The sequence below is a fragment of the Bacillus sp. AP8 genome (assembly GCF_000321185.1).
Taxonomy (GTDB): domain Bacteria; phylum Bacillota; class Bacilli; order Bacillales; family DSM-1321; genus Bacillus_AD; species Bacillus_AD massilioanorexius.
Genome location: NZ_CAPG01000090.1, coordinates 1 through 24,063, shown reverse-complemented (window position 1 = coordinate 24,063; position 24,063 = coordinate 1). Strand labels below are relative to the sequence as shown.

At 33.6% G+C, this 24,063-nt stretch carries 21 protein-coding genes; 15 read left to right on the top strand and 6 right to left on the bottom strand.

Annotated features, from left to right (window positions below):
- The first annotated feature begins 46 nt into the window (after positions 1-46).
- From BN349_RS21125 to BN349_RS26705, 5 genes are read left to right on the top strand one after another with little or no spacing between them, the layout of a single operon-like run.
- Entirely contained in the window at positions 47-2,368 is a 2,322-nt protein-coding gene (locus BN349_RS21125) for a xanthine dehydrogenase family protein molybdopterin-binding subunit (protein ID WP_019244305.1), read from the top strand.
- A complete protein-coding gene (locus BN349_RS21120; protein ID WP_019244304.1) occupies positions 2,368-3,210 on the top strand; it encodes an FAD binding domain-containing protein in 843 nt (280 codons plus the stop codon). The genes BN349_RS21125 and BN349_RS21120 overlap by 1 nt, the downstream gene beginning before the upstream one ends.
- A gap of 19 nt (positions 3,211-3,229) precedes the next feature.
- Positions 3,230-3,685, top strand: coding sequence for a (2Fe-2S)-binding protein (locus tag BN349_RS21115; RefSeq protein WP_034294992.1), 456 nt, complete (start codon positions 3,230-3,232; stop codon positions 3,683-3,685).
- A 45-nt stretch (positions 3,686-3,730) separates the two neighbouring features.
- Entirely contained in the window at positions 3,731-4,210 is a 480-nt protein-coding gene (locus BN349_RS21110; RefSeq protein ID WP_034294984.1) for a hypothetical protein, read from the top strand.
- The gene (locus BN349_RS26705) at positions 4,197-4,325 is read left to right on the top strand and encodes a hypothetical protein (RefSeq protein WP_019244301.1); all 129 of its coding nucleotides are present in this window, start codon (positions 4,197-4,199) and stop codon (positions 4,323-4,325) included. The genes BN349_RS21110 and BN349_RS26705 overlap by 14 nt, the downstream gene beginning before the upstream one ends.
- A 161-nt stretch (positions 4,326-4,486) precedes the next feature.
- Here BN349_RS26705 and BN349_RS21100 read toward each other — a convergent pair whose 3' ends face one another.
- Complete coding sequence (locus tag BN349_RS21100; RefSeq protein ID WP_019244300.1) at positions 4,487-4,969, bottom strand: DUF1641 domain-containing protein; 483 nt, start codon at positions 4,967-4,969, stop codon at positions 4,487-4,489.
- Positions 4,970-5,200: 231 nt separating this feature from the next.
- On the bottom strand, positions 5,201-8,140 hold the full coding sequence (gene fdhF / locus BN349_RS21095) for a formate dehydrogenase subunit alpha (RefSeq protein ID WP_019244299.1): 2,940 nt from the start codon (positions 8,138-8,140) through the stop codon (positions 5,201-5,203).
- 573 nt (positions 8,141-8,713) lie between these two features.
- On the opposite strand from fdhF, the gene BN349_RS21090 reads away from it, so the two are divergent.
- The 5 genes from BN349_RS21090 to BN349_RS21070 all read left to right on the top strand — a co-directional run bounded on the left by BN349_RS21090 (position 8,714) and on the right by BN349_RS21070 (position 14,206).
- Positions 8,714-9,067 (top strand): DUF2294 domain-containing protein, encoded by a 354-nt coding sequence (locus BN349_RS21090; RefSeq protein ID WP_019244298.1) that lies wholly within the window; start codon positions 8,714-8,716, stop codon positions 9,065-9,067.
- A 97-nt stretch (positions 9,068-9,164) separates the two neighbouring features.
- Positions 9,165-9,968, top strand: a complete 804-nt coding sequence (gene fdhD / locus BN349_RS21085) for a formate dehydrogenase accessory sulfurtransferase FdhD (protein WP_026089429.1) — start codon at positions 9,165-9,167, stop codon at positions 9,966-9,968.
- Positions 9,969-10,403: 435 nt separating this feature from the next.
- Positions 10,404-11,204, top strand: coding sequence for a formate/nitrite transporter family protein (locus BN349_RS21080; RefSeq protein WP_019244296.1), 801 nt, complete (start codon positions 10,404-10,406; stop codon positions 11,202-11,204).
- A 421-nt stretch (positions 11,205-11,625) separates the two neighbouring features.
- Positions 11,626-12,795, top strand: a complete 1,170-nt coding sequence (locus BN349_RS21075) for an amidohydrolase (RefSeq protein ID WP_019244295.1) — start codon at positions 11,626-11,628, stop codon at positions 12,793-12,795.
- Positions 12,796-12,946: 151 nt separating this feature from the next.
- Positions 12,947-14,206 carry an MFS transporter gene (locus BN349_RS21070; RefSeq protein ID WP_019244294.1) on the top strand — a complete coding sequence of 420 codons (1,260 nt, stop codon included), beginning with the start codon at positions 12,947-12,949 and terminating at the stop codon, positions 14,204-14,206.
- Between the two features lie 295 nt (positions 14,207-14,501).
- Here the strand turns inward: BN349_RS21070 and BN349_RS21065 are convergent, their stop codons facing one another.
- Positions 14,502-15,098 (bottom strand): TetR/AcrR family transcriptional regulator, encoded by a 597-nt coding sequence (locus BN349_RS21065; RefSeq protein WP_019244293.1) that lies wholly within the window; start codon positions 15,096-15,098, stop codon positions 14,502-14,504.
- A gap of 39 nt (positions 15,099-15,137) precedes the next feature.
- Positions 15,138-15,599 (bottom strand): methylated-DNA--[protein]-cysteine S-methyltransferase, encoded by a 462-nt coding sequence (locus tag BN349_RS21060; RefSeq protein ID WP_019244292.1) that lies wholly within the window; start codon positions 15,597-15,599, stop codon positions 15,138-15,140.
- A gap of 447 nt (positions 15,600-16,046) precedes the next feature.
- On the opposite strand from BN349_RS21060, the gene BN349_RS21055 reads away from it, so the two are divergent.
- Positions 16,047-16,832 (top strand): HAD family hydrolase, encoded by a 786-nt coding sequence (locus BN349_RS21055; RefSeq protein WP_019244291.1) that lies wholly within the window; start codon positions 16,047-16,049, stop codon positions 16,830-16,832.
- Between the two features lie 158 nt (positions 16,833-16,990).
- On the opposite strand, the gene BN349_RS21050 is transcribed toward BN349_RS21055, so the two are convergent.
- The gene (locus tag BN349_RS21050; RefSeq protein WP_019244290.1) at positions 16,991-18,736 is read right to left on the bottom strand and encodes a methyl-accepting chemotaxis protein; all 1,746 of its coding nucleotides are present in this window, start codon (positions 18,734-18,736) and stop codon (positions 16,991-16,993) included.
- A gap of 511 nt (positions 18,737-19,247) precedes the next feature.
- Positions 19,248-19,895: a PAQR family membrane homeostasis protein TrhA gene (gene trhA / locus BN349_RS21045; RefSeq protein ID WP_019244289.1), complete on the bottom strand. Its 648-nt coding sequence runs from the start codon at positions 19,893-19,895 to the stop codon at positions 19,248-19,250.
- A gap of 139 nt (positions 19,896-20,034) precedes the next feature.
- On the opposite strand from trhA, the gene BN349_RS21040 reads away from it, so the two are divergent.
- The 4 genes from BN349_RS21040 (at position 20,035) to BN349_RS21025 (ending at position 24,048) form a co-directional block, all read left to right on the top strand.
- Positions 20,035-20,607, top strand: coding sequence for a DUF1836 domain-containing protein (locus BN349_RS21040; protein WP_019244288.1), 573 nt, complete (start codon positions 20,035-20,037; stop codon positions 20,605-20,607).
- A 510-nt stretch (positions 20,608-21,117) separates the two neighbouring features.
- Positions 21,118-21,558: a DUF1641 domain-containing protein gene (locus BN349_RS21035; protein ID WP_019244287.1), complete on the top strand. Its 441-nt coding sequence runs from the start codon at positions 21,118-21,120 to the stop codon at positions 21,556-21,558.
- A 35-nt stretch (positions 21,559-21,593) separates the two neighbouring features.
- Positions 21,594-22,775, top strand: coding sequence for an NAD(P)/FAD-dependent oxidoreductase (locus BN349_RS21030; RefSeq protein WP_019244286.1), 1,182 nt, complete (start codon positions 21,594-21,596; stop codon positions 22,773-22,775).
- A 442-nt stretch (positions 22,776-23,217) separates the two neighbouring features.
- The gene (locus BN349_RS21025; protein WP_019244285.1) at positions 23,218-24,048 is read left to right on the top strand and encodes an undecaprenyl-diphosphate phosphatase; all 831 of its coding nucleotides are present in this window, start codon (positions 23,218-23,220) and stop codon (positions 24,046-24,048) included.
- The last annotated feature ends 15 nt before the right edge of the window (positions 24,049-24,063 follow it).

Below are 24,063 nucleotides of genomic sequence, written 5' to 3'. Positions count from 1 at the left end.
TACGGTTGTATTCCTATTATTTTCAAATGGCAGAAAGGAGCTTGACATGGATACGATTGGTCAAGGTGTGATTCGAAAAGAAGCATGGGAGAAGGTAACGGGTAAAGCTACGTATACCGGTGATGTACAAGAGGCTGGAATGCTTCATGTGAAAAAAGTCATTAGTCCATATGGACATGCGCTAATTAAAAAGATTGATTCATCGATGGCAAAAACTCTTCCGGGTGTTCGTGCCATCATTGTTGGAGGAGATTTACCTTTAACAGGGGAAGAAATAAGAGATAGATACCCGATTGCATATGGAAAAGTACGTTATTACGGGGAAGTGGTTGCTCTAATCGTCGCAGATACAATGCTGCAAGCTACATATGCGGCTAACTTTATTCATATTACTTATGATCGTTTACCTGTTATCAACTCCCCACGCGAAGCTTTAGACCCAAAAGCTCCTATTCTTCATGAACAATTGGAGAATTATCAGAAAATACCTGAGGTGTACCCTGTTCTGGGAACAAATATTGCTAATTTCACCAAAATTCGTAAAGGGAATAAAGCTATAGGCTGGCAGAAAAGTGAGGTGATGATTGAACAAAAGTTCTCCTTTGCACCTTCTGACCATATCGCGATGGAGCCAAGATGTTCCTTAGCAGAAATAAAGGACGATGGGAAAATTATGATTACTTCCTCATCACAAGGACCATTTATGATCAAAAGACTGATTAGTCAATACTTTGGAATTGAGATGGGAAATGTCATCGTTAATACGCCGTTTGTTGGAGGTGCATATGGAGGAAAGGCAGCTGTGCAATTGGAGCTTCTAGCCTATATTGCGTCAAAAGCGGTTGGGGGAAGACTGGTAAAGGTAGAAAACAGTCGTGAAGAGGATATCGTTACATCACCTTGTCATATAGGGTTAGATGCAACCGTAAGATTAGGCTGTACAAAAGATGGAAAGCTCCAGGTAGCTGAATTAACATATCTGTGGGATGGAGGAGCATACGGTGATAAAGCTACAGATTTGAGTAGAGCAGGTGCTGTAGATTGTACCGGACCTTATCGAATTAATCATGTGTGGTGCGATTCACTTTGTATGTATACAAATCATCCATATGCAACTCCGTTTAGAGGATTTGCACATTCTGAAGTTCTATTTGCTTTTGAACGAACAATGGATATGCTTGCTCAGAAATTGAATATAGATCCACTTTATTTGCGGGAAATAAATGCGATTCAACCAGGTGATTCTTCACCAACTCAAGTGAAACTAAATAGAAGTACGGTAGGAAATCTTCCTAAATGTATAAAAAAATTAAAAAGTTTAATGAATTGGGAAGAGGGTCAAGTATTTAAGAAAAAAAATAATAAGATCATTGCAAAAGGAATTAGCTGTGTGTGGAAAAATTCTACGATTGATACAAACGCAAGCTCAGGTGTTATTTTAACATTTAATCCGGATGGAACGGTAAATGTAATAACAGGTGTTATTGAAATAGGAACGGGAACAAAGACTGTGTTAGCGCAAATAGTTGCTGATAAGCTAAAGATGGGCATAGATCGCGTTAAAGTTCAAATGAAAGTAAATACACAAAGTACTCCGGAACATTGGAAAACGGTAGCCAGTCGGGGAACTTTCATGGCTGGTCGTGCAGCTCTTCAAGCATGCGAAGATGCGATTTCGCAAATAAAACGAATAGCAGCTACCGTTTTTCGAGCTTCAGTAGATGATATCGATCTTGGAGAAGAAAAAGTATTTTTACGTAATAATCCATCTGTCAGTCTACCATACAAAGAATTAGTATATGGATATACGTATCCAAATGGGAATGCCATTGGTGGGCAGATTATAGGAAAGGGTCATTTTATTTTCCAAGGACTGACGAAATTAGACGCAAAGACTGGTTCAGGAAATCCAGGACCAGAATGGACGGTTGCAGCACAAGGAGTAGAAGTTGAATACGATCCAATTGAATATACGTATAAAATTCTAAAAGCTGTTTCCGTAATAGATGTAGGGAAAGTTCTTAATCAAAAGACAGCGGAAGGTCAAGTGATGGGAGCTATGAGTATGGGTCTTTCTTTTGCAGGACGTGAAACGTTTTATTTTGACCAAGAAGGACGAGTGCTGAATCCACAGCTTCGAACATATCGACCGATTCGATATGGTGAACATCCTGAGTTTGTCTGTTCATTTATTGAGACAACTCAGGCTGATTATATAAATAAGGCGAGAAGTCTTGGTGAACATGGAATCTTAGGAATGCCTGCTGCATTAGGAAATAGTCTTTCTTTAGCTGCAGGAATTCCATTAAATCATTTACCTTTACTACCAGAGTTAATATGGAGAAGTAAAGAGGGGGAACCAAAATAATGCTGTCTCCACATTTAGTATATTTTAAGCCTAATACCATTCAGGAAGCGACTAAGCTCTTTCAAGATTTAAGAGAAAAAGGAAAAAAACCATTATATTATGGTGGTGGAACGGAAATTATTACATTAGCACGATTAAATCTTGTTCATACTGATGCGATTATAGATCTTAAGGTAATTTCAGAATGTAACATTTATCAATTACTTGGAGACGAATTAATAATTGGTTCGACCATAGGTCTATACAAATTTGAAGAAAAGATATTATATCCTCTGTTAACAGAAGCCTCAAAAGAAATTGCCGATCACACAGCAAGAAACAAAATTACAGTGGGTGGGAACATTTGTGGTGAAATATACTATCGAGAAGCTGTTCTTCCCTTTTTGTTAGCGGATAGTGAAGTTGTTATTGCTGGACCTAGTGGAATTAGAAAAAAACAGATAAATGATGTTTTTCAAAAAGAACTATTGTTAAATGAAGGAGAATTTTTAGTTCAAATTCTAACAAAAAAAGAAATGGTAAATGTTCCGTCTATTAGTATCAAAAAGAGAAAGCAATGGGATGATGGTTATCCTCTTGTGACTGTGGCCTCTTTGAAAAAAGATGGGTTTATTCGATTTGCGTTCAGTGGATTATGCCCATTTCCTTTTCGTTCGAAGGAAATGGAGGCAAGACTCAATGATAAAAGTTTATCTTATCAAGAACGTATTTCGGCTGCAGTTGAATATATACCTAGTCCAATATTAAATGATATTGAAGGATCGAAAGAGTATCGATTATTTGTATTAAAAAACACGTTAATCCACATTTTTTCTACATTAGGTGGTGAGGCTTTTGAATGATTTACCTAAAAATCGAAGCATGATTATATCAATACAAATTAATAATGAAAATCACGAGATAGAGGTTTTACCATCAGCTATTTTGCTAAACGTATTAAGAAATAAGCTGGGTCTGACTGGTGCTAAACGCGGGTGCTTAAATGGAGACTGTGGAGCATGTACCATTTTATATAATAATAGACCAATGAAATCATGTTTGTTATTAGTTGTTGAAGCACATCAAGCAGAAGTTATAACGATTGAAGGACTTAAAGATACACCTATTCAAAGAGCCTTTATTGATAAATTTGCCTTTCAATGCGGATATTGTACACCGGGTTTTATTATGAATAGTCATGCCCTACTTCTTAATGATCATAATCCCGATAAAGAAAAGATCATCACATGGCTGTCATCGAATATTTGTCGATGTACCGGTTACAAAGAAATTGAAGAAGCCATTATGACGGTTATAGAAAGTTCGTTAAAAGAGTGACATTCGTTTAGTCTTTGGAATAAGTTGAATACATAAGGTGTGATAATGTTGAAGAATACCTATGTAGATGCATACAATAGTCCAGAAACGAAACTAATTTATTCTGTAGAACGTAGTCTTGATCTAATTACAGCAACACTCTTGTTAACAGGACAAATTACAATTTTCGGTGTGTTTGTGAGGCCAGGAAGATTTAGCTTATCTTTAGGAGGACCTCTTTTCGGGAGTGCTCGTTTAGAAGGTAAGAATCAGGCGTTATTAGGAGATATCATTATTAATTTTATTGATGTTATTCTTGCTATCTTGTTAATTATCGGAAAAATTCATGTGACAGGAACTTTTGTTTCTTCAGGAGAATTTACTATTAATGTTTCAGGCCCTATTTTTGGGTATCCAGAAATTATTCCAATAACGATTCCACAGGAAAGCATTGAACAGTTTAATTCAATTGTAAGTAAGTATTACGTAGTGCCTCAAGAATTATTAGACCATGTGATAAGGACTGAAAAAAATGTTGGTAAATAATACAAATAATGTAAATGATACGTTAGAAACAAGAAGTCATACGTTTTTATTAGCTATACCCATTATTATTTTTATTTTCTTTTTCACACAACAAAAAACGACTGATGTTAAATAATAAATAGTGTGTTCTTTCAATTTAAGTTAAGAGGCCAATGAAAGCATTTTTCATTGGCCTCTTTTAAATATATTACTAGATAACATATGTTAAATAGATGATGTCATATAAAGCATAAGGAGTTTCAAAGTAGTTCAATATTACTTTTGAGATGGTCTTTCTTACTTCTTATTTAGTTCTTTACCCATTCCTTTTAGGAAGGCAAGGGTAAAGCCAATAGAACGATTAATATCTGGATCATTTAACGTTTTTAAAAGATTCATAACGGTAATCTTTTTATCTGTTTCAAGGAATTTAGTTCCTTCATCAATTCCTGCTACAGCACTATTCACTAGTTTTGTTGTTTTTTCTGAGTCAGCTTTCATTAAAGCCCCAGTTGCTCCAGTAATAGTGTTCATTAAATTTGTTACTGGATCTTTTGAAACCTGCTGGAGTGCAATTTTCGTAATTTGCTCTTTTGCTTGAAGCATAGTAGTAGCTGCTTCTAGCACGCCCATATCATTAAGCTCACCGATTATTTCAAAAATATGATTAATGGCTTCTTCATTGTTAGATAAGAGCTTAGTCAATTCTTCAATCTTTTGTTGTTTAATCTCTGCTTCGGTTGGTTCATACCGTTGAATATTTGTTATAGGAGCCGCCATTTATTTCATCTCCTTATTTAATAAGATATATTACTATTCAATCCGTAGAATGTGGTCATAGTGAATAACCAATTAACAAATTGCTTCATTTATATGTGGACTGATCTTTCGGCATATTTAATGTAACTCATTCGAAGTAATAGACTCTTAGAAGTGCCTTTTTTCTTCGAATGAGGATCAATGTTACAAAAATCAATCTTTATAAAATGATCACCTTTCATCTTACATATCTTAATGATTTGTAAGATGTTCGTAACCTGGACGATTCCATTTACGCTGTACCTCAACACCATTTTGAGGATAACGTTTCTTATTACGTGGATTTGTAACTGGTAGTGGATTATCTCCACATGTATTTATGACTTCCATTCGAACCTTCGTTTGTTTATAAGCTGGCGTATGTGTTCGAGTATCATAAGCAGGTCCAGTCAAGAAATTAATAGCTGAATCTTTGTCTACTGAGTTCATTGGTAAATAAAGTTCGTTCCCTTTTACACGATCTGTAATTAAAACGTTCAGCTTTACAGCACCGTAAGGAGACACTAGACGTACAAGCCCACCGTCACAAAGATTACGATCTTTAGCTAATTGAGGAGAAACCTCAACAAAAATATTAGGAACTTTTGATTGAAGACCAGATGATTTATTTGTCATGTTACCTTCATGGAAATGTTCGAGCATACGTCCATTGTTGATATGCAAATCGTACTCTTCTGGGAAATACGCCGGTTCAATCCAATCAGCTACTGCAAAGCGAGCTTTTTTGTCAGGAAAATTGAAGCCATTCACATAAAGAAGCGGTGTACTTTCTCCATCTAAGCTACCCCAAAGGAAACTATTCCAGCCTTCAAGAACTTCATAATTTGCTTTGCTAAATAGTGGTGACAAACTAGCCATTTCTGCAAAAATTTCGCTAGGACTTGTATAATTCCAATCTGCTCCAAAGCGTTTGGCTACTTCTTGAATGATCCACCAATCAGGTTTTGAATCACCTAGAGTAGGAAGTGCTTGGTAAAGTCTTTGTACTCGACGTTCTGTATTCGTAAATGTTCCTTCTTTTTCAAGTGATGGTGAAGCAGGTAATATAACATCAGCATATTGTGCCGTTCTTGAGAAGAAAATATCTTGAACAACTAAGAATTCTAGCTTCGATAGAACATCATGCACATGATTCGCATTGCTATCAACAAGAGCCATATCTTCACCCATAACATACATCGCTTTCATAGCGCCTTTATCAATGGAATCAAGCATTTGAATATTATCTAAACCTGGTTTACTATCAATTTTTACATTGTAGGCCTTTTCGAATTTTGCACGAGCTACATCATCAGTAATATGTTGATATCCTGGTAACCACCCCGGAAGAGTTCCCATATCACATGCACCTTGTACGTTATTATGACCGCGAAGAGGATATGCACCTGCCCCTGGTCTACGATAGTTCCCTGTAGCAAGTAATAGGTTAGAAATGGCAGCAGATGTCTCGGAACCACCAGTGTTTTGTGTAACGCCCATTCCCCAAAGAACACAAGTACCATCAGCGTCACGAATTATTTCGGCAATTCGTATGAGAGTTTGCTTAGATATACCTGTAATTTTCTCAGCATAATCTAATGTATATTTTGTTAATAATTTCTTATATTCATCTAAGAAATTAACATTTTCATCAATGAACTTTTGATCCTGCCAACCTTGATCAAAGATATATTTTGTTACAGCCATTAACCATACTTGGTCTGTTCCTTGCTTTGGACTAATAAAAATATCTGAGCGCTCAGCCATTTCATTCTTACGAAGATCCGCAACGATCAGCTTTTGGCCATGTAGTTTATGAGCACGTTTGACACGTGTAGCTAATACAGGGTGCCCTTCTGCTGGATTTGCTCCAACGATGATTACGAGCCCTGCTTGAGCGATATCTTTTATTGTTCCAGCGTCACCACCCATACCAACTGTACGGAACAAACCATCTGTCGCAGGAGATTGACAATAACGAGAGCAGTTATCAACGTTATTTGTTTTGAAAATTTGTCTTGCGAGTTTTTGGAACACATAGTTTTCTTCATTTGTAATTTTAGAAGATGAGATGAAACCAACAGAACCTTTTCCGTACTGTTCTTTAATACCGCCTAATTTGCTTGAAACCAAATCAAGAGCCTCTGACCAACTAGCTTCAACAAATTGACCATTTTTACGAATGAGAGGTTTTGTTATTCTTTCCTCAGAATTTACAAAGTCCCATCCGAATTTTCCTTTAACACAAGTAGATATAGCATTGACAGGAGCATCATGAGATGGTTGGACTTTAAGGATTTTTCGATCTTTTGTCCAAACTTCAAAAGAACAGCCTACACCACAAAATGTACAAACTGTTTTTGTTTTTTTCGTCCGTTTATCGCGCATTGCCGCTTCTACTTCTGATACAGCAAAGATGCTACTATAATTCGTTTCTACTTTTTTAACGATATCAATCATTGGTGTTAAAATATCATCTTCTAACCCAGTCATGAAACCAGCTTCGCCAAGCATCGATTTTTCCATTAGTGCATTACATGGACAAATCGTCACACATTGCCCACAGCTAACACAAGAAGAGTCGTTTATCGATGATCCTTTATCCCAAAGTACTCTCGGTCTTTCAGCTTCCCAATCAATAGAAAGCGTTTCATTCACTTGAAGACTTTGACATACTTCTACACATTGCCCGCAAGCTATACATTGATTTGGATCATAACGGTAAAAAGGATGGCTCATATCTACTTGATCAACACTTACTTTAGGTGTATAAGGGTATTTTTGGTGTTCAATTTCCATTAGTTCTGCCGTATTATGAAGTTTACAATTTCCGTTGTTATTGTCACAAACTGTGCAGTATAGGAGATGATTTTCGAGAATCCGATCCATTGCTTCTGTTCTAGCACTCTTCGCTTGGTTGGAGTTCAATTGAATATCCATACCATTTTCGGCAACTGTTGAACAAGAACGCATAAGCTTTCCATTCACTTCAACAATACAAGTGTCACAGGTTTGAATCGGGTCTACTTCAGGTACATAACAAATTTGAGGATGAGGTATTTCATATTGATTAATAACTTCTAAAACAGTTGATCCAGCATTTGCAAGGTACTCCTGATTATTAATACGTACCTTAATACTCGAATCCTTCATCGTTTTTCCCCCTTTAAATCGTATGAAATGATTTTTCATGTATTTAGAGATTCATAATATTTTTTTGGCTGTTTTCTAAAAGATTCTTGTTTTTATAGGCAACAAAGTATGCGGAAACATTCTATTTTTTGACCTGGATTACTTTTAGTTCAAGCATCAGGTGTTGCTACATGTAGAGAATCTGTCCGAATGGCAAAAGAGTTCATTTATTAAAAAACGATAACCCCAAGTTGAACGAGTGACTTCTATCTTAGTAAAAAAAACAATAAAAAAACCACCATGATTACACTTTCTCTAGATTAGTAAAGTGTAATTCATGGTGGAATAGTTTAATAACAAACCTTGCTAGAATACCAATCCAAACCATATAAATATCAAATAAAAAATAGAAACACAACATAAATATATTATGTATCCATCATTTATAACATTATTATACCTATAATTTTGAAAAATACAATAATATGCTTATAATCATTTTTGAGCCATATGCTTTTCTTTTTTAAAACGATAATTTATGCTGAACAATGTTGAATTCAAAGAAGTAGATTTTCATTTGGGGGAGATTAGTCTATGTCAAAGGTAGTTCATGAGTTTAATGATATTATACGTAAACTTCGTAAAGATTTGTTTGGAAAAGGACCAGAAAGAATTCATACAGTTTTTATTGAAAATATGGCAGTTTCAACATTGTATGGTAATTTAACACCAACAGAAATATTTATTTGTCAAACAGCAGATGGTAAGGAAATGATTCATGCTGCTCGAACAAAAATGATCCAGGATTTGTATGCTGTTAGTCCTCCAGATGGGATGGAGGATCTAGTAGGCGCAAAGCTTCTGCATTTATTTTCGGATATTAAGGTTGAGGAGAATATGGCTGTTTCAGTGTTTATATTCGATAAGCCTATAGATAAAAAAGGGTGATTGAAGATTTCTTTATGGAAAAAGGGGTTTTAAGGCCAGTGTGAGTGTTTACTGATTATAAGACTTTTAGTATTTGAATAGGGGGAGGGATGGAATGATGAAAGCGGTCACTATGAGAAGAGAAGTTATTCGTGTCTCAAACGGTTGCGCTGATAAAATAAATGATTTAGTCGTAACAGAATATCCAGTAACAGTTAAGATTAATGGTGAGGAATTCGTTACAATGGTTTGTACACCTGAGTATATTGAAGAAATGGTAATCGGATATTTAACATCGGAAGGAATTATTCGAAAGTACGAAGAAATAAGGGATATTTGGGTACAAGATAAGGCTGGTATTGTCCATGTAAAAACGGACAAGTTAAATCCATTTCACCTTAAACTCCAGAATAAAAGGTATATTACTTCATGTTGTGGTATGAGTAGACAAGGCTTCGTATTCGCTAATGATGCCTTAACAGTTAAAGAAATGAAGGATATAAAAATTAAGATTACTGCTAATGATTGTTTTCGATTAATGGATACATTACAGAAATCAGCAGCTATTTTTCAAAGTACAGGTGGAGTACATAATGCAGCACTTTGTGATGAAGACGGAATAATTATTAGCCGAATGGATATAGGAAGGCACAATGCCCTAGATAAAATATACGGACATTGTATAAAACAAGGTTTATCTATGGAGGGAAAAATAATCGTCTTTAGTGGGCGAATTTCATCAGAAATTCTATTAAAAGTAGCGAAAATTGGATGTGAAATTATTCTGTCTAAATCTGCTCCAACTGAATTCGCCTTACAATCAGCAGAAGAATTAGGAATTACAACTGTTGGATTTATTCGTAATCAGTCATTAAACATATACACGCATCCAGAAAGAATCTTATTAGATAACGAAATGTAATTAACATATATAAACTTAAAATGAAAGACATAAAATAAAAAAAGTATGGACATTTTTTTACTTTTTTTGATATCATATTTATGTTCTGAAAAGAATTATGAAAAATTTGCAAGGTCTGCAAATTTTTTATTTTATATTCTTACTTAATGAAGATTGATTTTATTGTAAATGATATGCAGTAAAGTTAGGCAACGTTAAAAATTCCTATTGTTTAATAGGCTTTTTAATGTTGCCTTTTTTATTGGATAAAAATTATGTTTTTACAAGTAGTTGGGTGTTTAGCTCCAGCGCTTAGTTTCAGTTTCGCAAGGCCATAAGTCAATCCGTTTAGGAGTAAAAGAGTGCCTTTTTTAGAACTACTTATGCTGACCGAGGCTTCCAAAAGCGCTTGTGCTTTTCTTAATATATGGGAGAGTTAAAAGGGGGAGAGGTTTGATGGGATTCAACAAGCCACAAGAAATTGCTGAAATGAGTATTAATGCAGGGGTGCAAAAGGCAAAGCTACCATTATCAATTATGCTAATTCTTGGATTTTTAGGAGGAGCTTTCATTTCATTAGGTTTCCTACTTGATATCCGAGTTATTGGAAATTTGCCAGTGGAATGGGGCAGTTTATCATCATTTTTAGGTGCAGCAGTCTTTCCATTAGGTCTTATTCTTATTGTGATTGCCGGAGGAGAATTAATAACAGGTAATATTATGACTGTAGCTATGGCTTTTTTCTCGAAAAAAGTGACGATAAAAGAATTATTAAATAATTGGTTTTGGATTACATTAGCGAATTTAATAGGGGCTCTATTTGTTGCTTATTTTTTTGGACATGTAGTTGGGTTAACTGAAACAGGACCATTTATGGATAAAACAATTGCTATTGCACAAGCAAAAGTAAATGATTCTTTTTTTCAAACGATTATTTCTGCCATTGGCTGCAATTGGTTAGTTTGTTTGGCCATTTGGATTGCTTTCGCAGCAAATGATGTGGTGGGGAAAATTTTTGGAATTTGGTTTCCAATTATGGCTTTTGTTGCAATTGGTTTTCAACACGTTGTTGCTAATATGTTCGTTATACCAGCAGCTATTTTTGCGAATGCGTTATCATGGGGAGATTTTATTCAAAATATTATTCCGACATTCATAGGTAATGTAATTGGAGGAGCGGTATTCGTAGGATTAGCATATTTTGTTTCTTACTCCAAACCTAAGCTAAAAACACAGAAGTTAAAGAAAGTTTCTTAAATAAAATAATTATTATATAAAGGATAATAATTTCACAAAAAACCAAATGATGAATCATCGTTTGGTTTTTTGTGTTTTTATATCATTTTCAAATCATACATGGTGTTTCTAGTTATTTCCAACAAGAAGGAGTGATAAATAAGTGAATAATAAAAGTCAAATAAAAACATATAAATTATCTAAAAATATTATATGTATCTAATTTTTTTGTCACAACACGAACACTAGAAAACTTTTTAAAGTTTTCTAGTGTTCGTGTTATTATTTTAAGTGAAGAAAGGATTTAATGAATTTTATAACACTTCAAAAATTCGCAATAATAATACTGTAAAAAATATTTTGATATTTCTTAAAAATGAATATGTGAAGTTTGTAACAAAGATACCTTTGTGTTCATTTATTTGAAAGGAGTTTGAGTTTCATGGAATGGATTAATCAAATACCAACTGAAAAAATTGTAGAGTGGAGAAGACATATACATCAAAACCCTGAATTATCTTTTAAAGAATATAAAACAGCACAATATATTTATGATACTCTGTCTACTTTTCCAAATTTGGAGATTACTAGACCGACAGAAACAAGCGTTGTAGCAACATTAGCTGGGGGTGCTGGAGAAGGAAAGATAATTGCTCTTCGCGCTGACATTGATGCACTGCCGATGCAAGAGGAATCTAATGTGGAATTTAAATCAATAAATGATAATATTGCACATACTTGTGGTCATGATACACATACAGCGATGTTACTAGGTACTGCCTCAGTTCTTTCCAATATGAAAGATGAAATTGCTGGAACGGTTAAATTCATCTTTCAACATGCGGAGGAGTTAACACCAGGTGGTGCACAACAACTTGTAGATGCAGGTGTACTTGAAGGCGTAGATGAAATTTACGGAATTCATATTTTACCTAGATTGAAAGAGGGCTCACTTGGAGTTACATCCGGATATGCTACTACAGCAGCTGATGGATTCTTCTTAAAAATCCAAGGTAAAGGATCACATGCTTCTACACCAGAATTATCTATTGATCCGATTGTAGTAGGTAGCGAAATTGTAATGGCGTTACAAACTGTTGTATCTAGAAGTGTAAAACCAAGTGAAATGGCAGTGTTAAGCATTGGTGAATTTCATAGTGGACAAGCACCAAATATTATTGCTGATACTGCAACATTAAGTTGTTCTATTCGATCATTACATGATGAAGTACGAGATTTAATGGAAAGTCGAGTGAAAAAAATTATTGAAAATGTGACCGCTTCACATGGAGCAACATACGAATTGGATTACATTCGTGGCTATTCTGCACTGTACAACACACCTGAGTTAGCTGCAAAAGCAAAAGAATCGGCTATTCGTGTGTTAGGAGAAGAACTGGTTTATGATTCTCCAATGTTAATGGCAAGTGAAGATTTTTCCGCTTACGCTAAGGTGATTCCTGCTTGCTTCTTATGGCTTGGCGGAGGCACAGAAGAACAAGGGTGTGGTTATATGAACCACCATCCTAAATTCAAAGTAATGGAAGAAGCTATGTTTAATGGGACAAAGGTTGAAGTTCAGTTAATCTTAGATATATTAGGAAAGAAGTAGAAATATAGTGCTCAAGAATGGCTATCTCTCTTATTCTGATTAAAAGAATAGGAGAGATGAATTTCATGTAACGTATAACCAGAACTTTTTATCGCTTATAGATGAATGAAATTATTCGATTTATATAGAAAATAAGGAAGGTGCTAAAAAAATGGCTAAAAATAGTAAAATATTTTATGGTTGGTGGATTGTATTAACCGCATTTATGTCTATGACGTTTCTATTCGCACCAGTTGTTAATCTTATCTCATTTTTTACCGATCCAGTTTCGAAAGATCTAGGTATCGAAAGATCGCAATTTTCATATTATTTCACAATTGTAACATTGGTTGGTATGGTTGTAGCTCCAATTGCTGGGAACCTGCTTAAAAGAGTGAATATAAGAGTATTTATGACAGTTTGTACGATTCTTGGAGCCGGATCTTATATCGGTTTCTCTTTTGCAACAAACATTTGGGTGATTTACGCTTTATCGGTATTACAAGGGATTGCCCTGTTAGCAGGATGTATTGTTCCTTCATCTGTTTTAATTGCAAACTGGTTTAATGAAAAACGTGGATTAGCATTAGGGATTGCTTTGTCAGGTAGTGGTGTAGGGGGAATTATTCTTACTCCGATTGTTTCATATTTAATTGAGTCATTTGGCTGGAGAACAACTTATCTTATTATAGGATTTGTAATTCTTATTACGGTTGTTCCTCTTACATTATTTGTAGTTAGATTTCGTCCTTCTGATATTGGTCTAACTCCACTTGGAGAATCACCTACACAAAATAAAGAAAGAGTATTAACTGGTGTAAGCCAAAAAGATGCTATTAAAACACTATCATTTTGGATTTTATGTTTAGCCATTATCGTAACAGGTATTGTAGCAAATACAATGATTATTAACTTAGCTCCTTTCTTAACAGATATTGGTGCTCCAGTGTCTAAAGCAGCTTTCTTAATGTCTCTAGGTTCAGCGATGGTAATTGTTGGAAAACTTGTTGTTGGTAAACTATTTGATAATCTAAAAATTGATATTATGATTATTGCACTGGGTGTTTGTAATATCTTAAGTTTCGTATTCTTGAAAAATGCTGATGCAATGCTTTCTGGTATCTTATATGCTACCTTTACTGGATTTGGAGCGACAGCATTAACTATTGCACCTTCTTATATTACACCATACATTTTTGGTGAAAAAGATTTTGGTCCAATCTTTGGTATTGTTTCTACATTCTCATCATTGGGAACAGCATTATCTGCAGTCTTCGGTGGTATCGTATATGGTATCAATCATTCTTATTTCTTAGTTTTAAATGTATTAATTGTACTTTCTGTTGTAAGTTTCTGCTTGTATTTCCTAGCTGTTAGACTTAAACCAAAATATGCTGAGAATGTTGAGTTTGCTACCAACACTAAAGCTTGATAGTCATTGTGATAGATATTTAACGAATAGAAATAACTAAGGATTTTGAAGGTGAAATACCATTCGTATTAAACTTGGTTTGGGTATGGGAGACCATATAGAATGAACAATTTAATCAAAATTCAATAGATACTTTTAAGCAAAATAAGAGCTAACTGCAAATGAGTATGAAGAAATTACTTATTGTGGTTAGCTTTTTAGATTGCTTAAGAAGGGTATCTTAAAAGCGTAGGACGTTACAAAAGTGATATTTAATTACTTTTGTAACGTCCTTATTTTAACTGTATCATTTTGGTTAATTGACAATAAACATTTGAATAAGCATTTCAAAAGAGTAAATGAGCATGGTATTTACATCAAACTCATAATCTGTCATTTCTGTTTCAAAAGCCTGATTAATCACGGAGGTTAATATGAAAATTAATAGTTCTACTGTTTGATCTTCATTTATTGTGGTAGGAGTACCAGGAATCTGTGGACATTTTTTGATAAATATTCCTTTTTCTACTCCTTCTCTGTAAATTTGTCTAACATAGTCTCTTCGATTCTCACTGAATGCTCTAAATTTTTCCCAATCATGTGGGAAAAATTTTCTTAATTCATTAAGATATTTTTTTCTTAACATTTTAATGTTATATAGAAAAAATACAGCACGTAATTTTTCTACATAATCGTCTTTTTGGTTGATGATTGTTTTCATCTCTTCTAAATCAGTAGCAATGATTGAATCACATATAGAGCTAATTAATTCATTTTTATTTTTGTAGTGTAAATAGATTGTTCGTTTACTGATTCGTAAATTTTGGGCTAATTCATCCATAGTAAATTTACGAAATCCATATATTTCGATTAGTTTTTTTCCTTCTTCAATAATTCTTTGCTCAGTATTCATAGGTATGCACCTTCTATACGAAAATAATAGTATCTTGTCTTATTTACTTTCTATCTTTAATAGGTACTCTTTAATATGCAAGCCACCACCATAGCCAACAAGTTTACCGTTTGCTCCAATCACTCGATGACAAGGGATAAAAATAGGAATTGGATTTCGGTTATTGGCCATTCCGACTGCTCTCATAGCCTTAGGGTTATTGATACTTTCGGCTATTTGTTTGTAACTTCGCGTTTCTCCATAAGGTATCGTATAAAGACTATTCCAAACATTTTTCATAAATTCTGTACCATTTGGAGATAGAGGTAATGTAAAGTTTGTTTGTTTTCCAGAAAAATAGTTGTGTAATTGTCTTCCTGCTTCTTTTAATAATTCAGTTTCAACTATGGTCACATCTTGAGGAATTTCTTCATCTTGAAAATAGACACGAGTAATAGCTGTTCCGTTTTCCTCAATTCCTATTTTCCCAATGTCTGTTTGATAGAAAAAAATATTTTTCATTAATTATATGACCTCCACATTGCGATAAATCATAATCCATTATTTGAACAGAATTGTGATCTGTGTAATCTTCTTTGTCATTTGCAAATACTGTCTTAGTTATTTCTAGTAAAGGGTGAATGTAATAAAAATACCTGTTTTTTTATTGTGTTTAATATGATTTTAGCATAAACATGCTAATCTACTAAGTATTCACTAGTGGTAATTTTAAGAATTATTTTAGGTTGTTTTCAAGTAACAAGTAGTGTAGAAAGTTTAGATGTAATCATCCTTCAGAATCTTTTTAGGATGTTAGAAGGGATTCATTATCTTCCTTTTCATTGAATTTTTATTTTTTTGAATAGATTAAGAATTAGATATTTATTGAATGATCTGTCATTTCTTCCTTTCCACTAAAAACTATTGTGTGTATGATAATATTATCGACAAAAATGGGAGTTGGATGATGTGATTAAAGCTGTTTTTTTTGATTTAGATGATACGTTACTTTGGGATCATAAGAGTATAAGTGAGGCTTTTCGAGCCACTTGTGAGTATGCTTCGGAGAAATATGATGTAGATGCAAGTGAATTAGAGGAGGCTGTACGTGAAGCAGCACAAGCTCTTTATTCTGCATATGAAACATATGATTTTACAAAAATGATAGGAATTAATCCTTTTGAAGGTTTATGGGGGAATTTTGGAGATGAAGGATTAGAGTTTAATAAAATGAAAGAGATTGTTCCAGGGTATCGAAAAGATGCTTGGATAAATGGATTAAAAAAACTAGGAATTGATGATCAGGAATTTGGTGAAGAACTAGCTGAAAGATTTCCTCTTGAAAGAAAACTTCATCCCTTTGTTTATGAAGAAACATTCCAGGTTTTAGATAAATTGAAAGAAAAGTATGCATTGTTATTATTAACAAATGGTTCTCCAGAATTACAAAATACTAAGCTTGAAATTACGCCTGAAATTGGTCCATATTTCGATCAAATAGTTATTTCAGGAGCATTTGGAAAAGGAAAGCCAGACGTTAGTATTTTTGAACATGCACTTAATTTAATGAATGTTAGCAAAGATGAAGCAATTATGGTTGGGGATAATTTGATGACAGATATTTTAGGGGCATCACGTGCTGGCATGAAGTCCGTTTGGATTAATCGTCATAATAAGGAACGAAATGAAGTTATTCCAACTTATGAAATTAAACATTTGGAAGAGTTATATACAATCTTAGAAGAGCTAAAATAAAGAGAGCTTACTCAGTAACATCAGCTTTTTAGAAAATTAAAGTACACATAAAAACATTATATATTTTCAAAAAAAGCTGATAAGGCGTTGGGACCTCTCAAAAGTGATTAAAGCGGTATCCCTTTTAACAAGAAGATACCGCTTTTTAGATATATCAATTAAGATTCTTCTGTTTTAAATTGATTGCTGACCTCATTTAATTCACTTGCTGTTGTACTTAACTCATTTACAAGATGGCTCAATGATTGAACAGAAGCGTTAATTTCCTGTCCAGAAGCGGATACCTGTTCAATACTTGCTGCATTTTCCTCTGAAATAGATGCTAGTTCCATAATGGATTGATTAATATCTGATTCCTTTTCCGTTACCAATGCTAATTGTGTTCTCATATCTATTGCTAACTCATTCATATGAGATAGTGATGAAGAAATATGCTCAAATGTTTCACCTGTTTTATGTAAATTCGTTCTACCATTTGATACTTTTTCTAAACCAAACTTTAAAATATCAACCATTTTTAATGAATTGTCTGTAGCAGTCGTTACAATCGAATGAATATCCTTAACTGAGGAAGATACTTCTTGAGATAATTTCCCCACTTCACCAGCAACAACCGCAAAACCTTTACCATGCTCCCCCGCTCTAGCTGCTTCAATAGAAGCATTTAAAGACAATAGGTTGGTTTGGTCAGCAATGTCACTAATAATCGTTACAAGCGATGCTACTTTCTTATTTTCCTCATTTAACATTTTGACCTCTTCTACCGCTTTAGTGATAACTTGATAGATTTCCTCCATTTGTTCTTTCGATTCGTTCATTAATTTAGTACCAGTGTGACTATCATTTAATAATTTTTGTGTTGAATCTACAATGGTATTCCCTTGTTCGGCTGTCTGTTGATATAAGCTCGTAAAGTCCAACATCAATTCGTTTAAGTCTGAAGCAAGTTGTGCTTCAGATTCAGCAGCTGAAGCCATCTCAGTCATTGTAGTTGAAACTTGATCAGCACCTTCACTTAATTCACTTGTAGATTCTTTTAAATACGTACCCTTTGCATGAAGGGAAACGGATATGTCACGCATTTTCCCTATTAATGATTCAATAGTTTCAGCCATATTCTTAGTGGCTTCATATAGCTTTCCAATCTCATTTTTGTCTTTCACATTATTCTGTTCCATTACTCCACATGCTTTAGATATTTCTCCATTTGTTATGTATTTTGTAGCGCTCATTAAGTGATTAAGAGGATTCAATCTCTTTGTCAGATACCAGAAAACAGCCACTGAAATGATAATAGATAGAACAACCACAGAAATAATTACAATCGGTAATTCTTCCTTTAGGACTAGTGTTTTTATTTCTTCTAATGCGTGCGCGTCCTGATCAATCCCTACTACCCCAATGACAGTACCATTGCTATTTTTGATTGGAGCAAAAGTTGAAATATATTCTCCATACTCTTCATCTTCCGTAACTTCACTACTACTTGTTTTTCCGTTAAAAGCATCTTCAGTATCCTTAAATTTAGTTCCAGTTGTAGGTGAACCAACTGGACTAGGATTATCTTGACCATCTACCATTATAGTAAGTTGTTCATTATTATCAGCTGATAGCGTATATACATATAAAAATCCATTGTTTTTACGAACATTATTAAGTTGCTCTACGAGTGCTTTATATTCCTTTCCATTTGGATTTTTTAAGAACTTTTCGTATTGTTCAGCGTCAATTTCAGAAGCAATACGTTCAGCATCATGTTCTCCGTTTTCCTGAATAGTATCTAAAACAGAGCCAACAATAGTATTATATAGAAAGCTTAAGTTACCGATGAACATAATAAAAATAATTAATAAAATGACTGCTAATATGGATCTTTTTAAACTTTTTTGCACAAAATGAATCATGATTTTCAACTCTCCACTCTATAAAAATGCTCCCTTATATAGTCGTGAAAAATTTTTTTAATCCCTTGTAACGTATGTAAAAATGAATGGAATCTACCATTGTAATTGTAATGCATAATTTTTTTGTTTTTTTAAAAATATTTTAAATTTGTGTGAATGTGAAAATTTCCACTTCGTAATCATTCAAAAGCGGAATTTTCACTATCATTAATAGTCTTATAGATATGCTTTGGTATTCACTGTTTTTTTTGTTACTCTTTATTTCTTGACTATATCTTTGTTTTCATAATCTAGATAAAAATGTCCTTACGCACTCCTCAAGCTTTGACATATTAGAAAAGACTGGTTTAAGTTTTTTTAATTTTGATAGTTTATAATCGCTGGATGGAGCGAAAGGCATAAATTCAAACTTTATTTTCTGACTACACCTTGTTAGTTCGGCCTTCCCCTCAAAAAATCACTTTTGAGAGGCCCCTTTTTTGTATGTGATCAATAAGAAATTTATTATTCTTTATAGTACATAAAGATAAACACTTAAGAAATGAGCTAAGCTTCCTAAGAGGATAAAAATATGAAATATTTCATGAAAACCAAAATGTTTCATTTCTAGAAATTTCGGCTTAACAGCGTATATAATGCCACCAATAGTATACAATATCCCCCCAAATATTAACAGAAACAAACCTGTTACACTTAAGGCTTTTGCTAGTGGTGATGCTGCGAAAATAATAATCCATCCCATAAAAATATAAAGAGCAGTAGATAACCATCTTGGACATTTAAACCAAACTAATTTGAATAATACTCCACTTATCGCAATTAAGGAGATAATAATAAAGATTGTCCAACCGGTAACCCCATTTAAGCTAATCAAACAAAAGGGAGTATATGATCCAGCAATTAATACAAAGATCATCGAATGATCAATTCTTCTGAGAAAACCGATTACACGTTCCTTTGCGATAACCATATGATAGGTAGCAGATGCAGAATATAAAAGTATCATACTTACACCAAAAATGATTACAGCTGCAATTTGTAGAGAAGAAGCTCCGGAGCTTGATGCTTTAATAACCATTGCTAGCAATCCAATGAATGCCAACAAGGCTCCAGCTAAATGTGTCAATCCATTTATAGGTTCTCGTATATATTGATTCATATTAATAACCCCTTTATAACATCATGTAGTTTTAATAACTACATATAATGATATACGTATTATGTTATGTAGTCAACATTTACTTGAAAGATAGAATACGATAATATTAAGCTAAACATTGAAAATTGAGGTCATGTACATGGATAGAATAAATGAATATCTTGAACAACTACATTTAGATAAAAATATATCTTTAGAAGATATGCCAGAAATTGATTTATATATGGATCAGGTCATTCAATTATTTGAGAATAAATTTAATGATACAAAAAGAAATGAGGAGGAGAAGGTCTTAACGAAAACAATGATTAACAATTATGCGAAAGGGAAACTTTTCGTACCAATCAAAAATAAAAAATACTCCAAAGATCATTTAATATTAATTAGCCTTATTTATCAGCTTAAAGGAGCTTTATCTATAAAAGATATTAAAGATACTTTAGAGAAGCTTAATCATAAGGTGCAAGATGAGCAATTTTCATTAGATGAATTATATAAGGGTTATTTAAACTTATATAATAAGAATGTAGAAAGCTTTCAAAAGGATGTACATGAACGTGTGCAAGAAGTAAAAAATGAAGCTTTCCCTGTCGATGAGTCAGATCGGGATTATTTAGAAAAGATATTATTACTTGCTTCGCTAGTTAATATGAGTAATTTTTATAGAAGAGCTGCAGAGCTTATAGTAGATGATTTAAGTGAACAAAAGTAGGGGCTGTCTCAAAAGTGATTATGAATCACTTTTGAGACAGCCCCTACACTTTGTCTAGCTTTTTTTTATGAATATGTTTTGTTTTTGTGTGTATTTATATTTTATAAAAAGCTGATTTACATTATTTTTGCTCCTGGTAACCAACATAATTATGCCTTTTGAGACACTCTCTTCTTAGTGTTGATGAACTTGTGCAAACTGGTGATATTGTAACGGATTTTTGAGTTTGTTTTCAAAAAAAGTAGGGTAAATTTATAATAAAGTGGCCATTAATCGTAATTACTTTAATGCTTGAAAAATATGTGTATGTAATGTTTTTTAAAAATTTGTAGGATATTTAGAGCATAATTGTTTAAAAAAATTCATTATATTGTATTATTTTAGTATTGCATTTGTATAAAATTTCACAATATTCTTAAACGCGGTTTTTTAAGGAATCATTCGGGAGATGGGAATTCCTCTTTAATTCCCAAAAATAAGCGAAAAGCTTATCGTAAAGGAGAATGGGACATGACAGAAATTATCACACAAGCAAATTCTGAACAAGAAGTAAAAGTGTCTGCTAATCAAGGAAAAAACGATGTTCTTGATCAGCTATTACAACCTGAAGTTCAGGAATCCTTGACTACTTTGGTAGAACAATTACCTAAATTAACTGAAATGGTAAACACATTAACTAAGTCTTATGAATTTATGCAATTAGTCATGACAGATGATGTACTAAAGAAAGATACTTTTGGAGCAATTACAGATATTATCGACCCTGTTAAAGACTCTGTAAAACACATTGCCGCAAATGCTATCGAAGCGAAAGACCGCGCTGCGGAGAGCAACGAAGTAATTGGGCTTTTTGGTCTGTTAAAATTAATCAAAGATCCACAAGCTCAAAAGTTATTCCGTTTCATCAATGCTTATCTAGAAGTTTCTGAAGAACGTAGCAGCCAAAAATAATTTTACATTCAACGAGTAAGGACGGGGGATAAACTATGTCAAAACATATTGTTGTACTAGGAGCAGGTTATGGCGGACTTTTAACCGCTTTAAAAGTTCGTGAATTTCTAAACAAAGATCAAGCGAAAGTTACAGTTGTTAACCAATTCCCAACTCACCAAATTATTACAGAACTACATCGTCTTGCTGGCGGAACAATTAAAGAACAAGCCGTTTCTTTACCATTAGAAAAATTATTCAAAGGTAAAGATATCGATTTGAAAATTGAAAAAGTAGAATCTTTCTCAGTGGATGATAAACTTGTTCGTTTAGCTGATGGTTCAACTTTAACATATGATGCACTAGTTGTCGGATTAGGAAGTGTAACGGCATACTTCGGAATTCCAGGATTACAAGAATACAGCATGGTACTAAAATCAGTAAATGATGCTAATAAAATCTATAAGCATATTGAAGGTCGTATTGCAGAATATGCGAAAACTGGTAATGAAGCAGATGCTACAATTTTAATCGGCGGTGGCGGTTTAACTGGTGTTGAATTAATTGGTGAAATCGTTGATAATATGCCGAAAATTGCGAAAAAATACGGCGTGGATTTTTCAGATTTGAAAATTAAGCTTGTAGAAGCAGGTCCAAAAATTCTTCCAGTATTGCCAGACCATTTAATTGAACGTGCTACAGAAAGCTTGGCATCACGTGGTGTAGAATTTTTAACTGGTCTTCCTGTAACAAATGTAAAAGGTAATGAAATTGACCTGAAAGATGGTCAAAAAATTGTTGCCAATACATTTGTTTGGACTGGTGGTGTACAAGGTAACCCATTAGTAGGAGAATCAGGTATAGAGGTAGATCGCGGTCGTGCTACAGTTAATGAATTCCTACAATCTACATCTCATCCAGATGTATTTGTTGTGGGTGATAGTGCTGTTGCTTTCCCTCCAGAAGGTGGACGTCCATATGCACCTACAGCACAAAATGCTTGGCAAATGGGTGAACTTGTTGGCTACAATGTATACGCTTATTTAGAAGGACACAAAATGGAAGCATTTGCACCTATTAACTCAGGTACATTAGCAAGTCTTGGACGTAATGATGCTGTTGCTTCAATTGGAGCTAATGCAAACTCACTTAAAGGTATGCCTGCTACATTAATGAAAGAAGCAAGTAATATTCGTTACTTATCACATATAAAAGGTCTTTTTGCTTTAGCATATTAATAATTTGATAGTACTATATATAAGAATGTCTCGAAAGCTATGCTTCTGTAGACATTCTTTTTTTGTGCATGAAATGTTGACTTCAATTATGGTTTGTTTCTAAAAGCTTTGTTGTTTTTTTAGTTCTGTGAATTAAAACCATAGATTAAAACGGTTGGTTGATGAATCATGAGGTGCGATATTTCATCAAAATACGAGCATCCTAGAACTTATATGCATTATTTGTTATAGATAAATTTATAAAAAAACTCTATAATTCACATTGTATTAAGAATAAATGCTAGGCTTGGATCTGTATACGCTATAATTGTAAAATTTATATTAATTTTCTGTTTTAAATATTTCATGGTCTCTATCTTTAAGCTATAGTATTAGGTGACTATTGGATGGAGAAGCTAAAAAGTAGATTTGAAACTGTACATATATAACGGGGGAATTATAAATGGATTTTATTATGCTTATTAAGGCAATAATATTAGGGATGGTTGAAGGATTAACAGAGTTTGCTCCTGTATCTTCTACTGGTCATATGATTTTAGTGGATGATATGTGGCTAAAGTCTGTAGATTTCTTAACGAAATATGTAGCTAATACATTTAAAGTAGTAATACAGCTTGGTTCTATATTAGCTGTCGTTGTAGTATTTAGAAGTCGATTTATTAATCTGTTAGGGTTAAATCGTAAAGATGCTAACAGAAATCAAAACAAAAATAGATTGAAGCTTACACATGTAATAGTGGGTTTAATTCCAGCAGGCGTCTTAGGTGTATTATTTGAGGATTATATTGATGAGTATTTATTTTCTATAAATACCGTTTTAATCGGGCTCATTGTAGGTGCCTTTTTAATGATAGCGGCAGATTTATCTTCGAAAAAGAAGCCTACTATACAATCTGTTGATGATATAACATATAAGCAGGCCTTTTCGGTAGGGCTTATTCAATGTTTATCATTATGGCCAGGTTTTTCTCGTTCAGGAGCTACGATATCAGGAGGGGTTCTTCTGGGAATGAGTCATCGAGCAGCAGCAGATTTTACTTTTATTATGGCTGTACCTATTATGGCTGGAGCAAGCTTATTATCATTAATAAAAAACTGGCAGTATTTTTCGCTAGATGCTCTTCCATTTTTTATTGCTGGATTTATTAGTGCATTTGTGTTCGCTCTCATTTCAATTCGCTTCTTCTTGAAATTAATAGATAAAATTAAATTAATACCTTTTGCGGTTTATCGAATCATATTAGTAATCGTTATTTACGTTGTATATTTTTAATTGACAAGAGGAGGC

Bases quoted from the DNA above. Each gene is read 5' to 3' on its own strand.
- BN349_RS21125 (WP_019244305.1), top strand. From the start codon at position 47: ATGGATACGATTGGTCAAGGTGTGATTCGAAAAGAAGCATGGGAGAAG.
- BN349_RS21120 (WP_019244304.1), top strand. From the start codon at position 2,368: ATGCTGTCTCCACATTTAGTATATTTTAAGCCTAATACCATTCAGGAA.
- BN349_RS21115 (WP_034294992.1), top strand. From the start codon at position 3,230: ATGATTATATCAATACAAATTAATAATGAAAATCACGAGATAGAGGTT.
- BN349_RS21110 (WP_034294984.1), top strand. From the start codon at position 3,731: ATGTTGAAGAATACCTATGTAGATGCATACAATAGTCCAGAAACGAAA.
- BN349_RS26705 (WP_019244301.1), top strand. From the start codon at position 4,197: ATGTTGGTAAATAATACAAATAATGTAAATGATACGTTAGAAACAAGA.
- BN349_RS21100 (WP_019244300.1), bottom strand. From the start codon at position 4,969: ATGGCGGCTCCTATAACAAATATTCAACGGTATGAACCAACCGAAGCA.
- fdhF (WP_019244299.1), bottom strand. From the start codon at position 8,140: ATGAAGGATTCGAGTATTAAGGTACGTATTAATAATCAGGAGTACCTT.
- BN349_RS21090 (WP_019244298.1), top strand. From the start codon at position 8,714: ATGTCAAAGGTAGTTCATGAGTTTAATGATATTATACGTAAACTTCGT.
- fdhD (WP_026089429.1), top strand. From the start codon at position 9,165: ATGAAAGCGGTCACTATGAGAAGAGAAGTTATTCGTGTCTCAAACGGT.
- BN349_RS21080 (WP_019244296.1), top strand. From the start codon at position 10,404: ATGGGATTCAACAAGCCACAAGAAATTGCTGAAATGAGTATTAATGCA.
- BN349_RS21075 (WP_019244295.1), top strand. From the start codon at position 11,626: ATGGAATGGATTAATCAAATACCAACTGAAAAAATTGTAGAGTGGAGA.
- BN349_RS21070 (WP_019244294.1), top strand. From the start codon at position 12,947: ATGGCTAAAAATAGTAAAATATTTTATGGTTGGTGGATTGTATTAACC.
- BN349_RS21065 (WP_019244293.1), bottom strand. From the start codon at position 15,098: ATGAATACTGAGCAAAGAATTATTGAAGAAGGAAAAAAACTAATCGAA.
- BN349_RS21060 (WP_019244292.1), bottom strand. From the start codon at position 15,599: ATGAAAAATATTTTTTTCTATCAAACAGACATTGGGAAAATAGGAATT.
- BN349_RS21050 (WP_019244290.1), bottom strand. From the start codon at position 18,736: ATGATTCATTTTGTGCAAAAAAGTTTAAAAAGATCCATATTAGCAGTC.
- trhA (WP_019244289.1), bottom strand. From the start codon at position 19,895: ATGAATCAATATATACGAGAACCTATAAATGGATTGACACATTTAGCT.
- BN349_RS21040 (WP_019244288.1), top strand. From the start codon at position 20,035: ATGGATAGAATAAATGAATATCTTGAACAACTACATTTAGATAAAAAT.
- BN349_RS21035 (WP_019244287.1), top strand. From the start codon at position 21,118: ATGACAGAAATTATCACACAAGCAAATTCTGAACAAGAAGTAAAAGTG.
- BN349_RS21030 (WP_019244286.1), top strand. From the start codon at position 21,594: ATGTCAAAACATATTGTTGTACTAGGAGCAGGTTATGGCGGACTTTTA.
- BN349_RS21025 (WP_019244285.1), top strand. From the start codon at position 23,218: ATGGATTTTATTATGCTTATTAAGGCAATAATATTAGGGATGGTTGAA.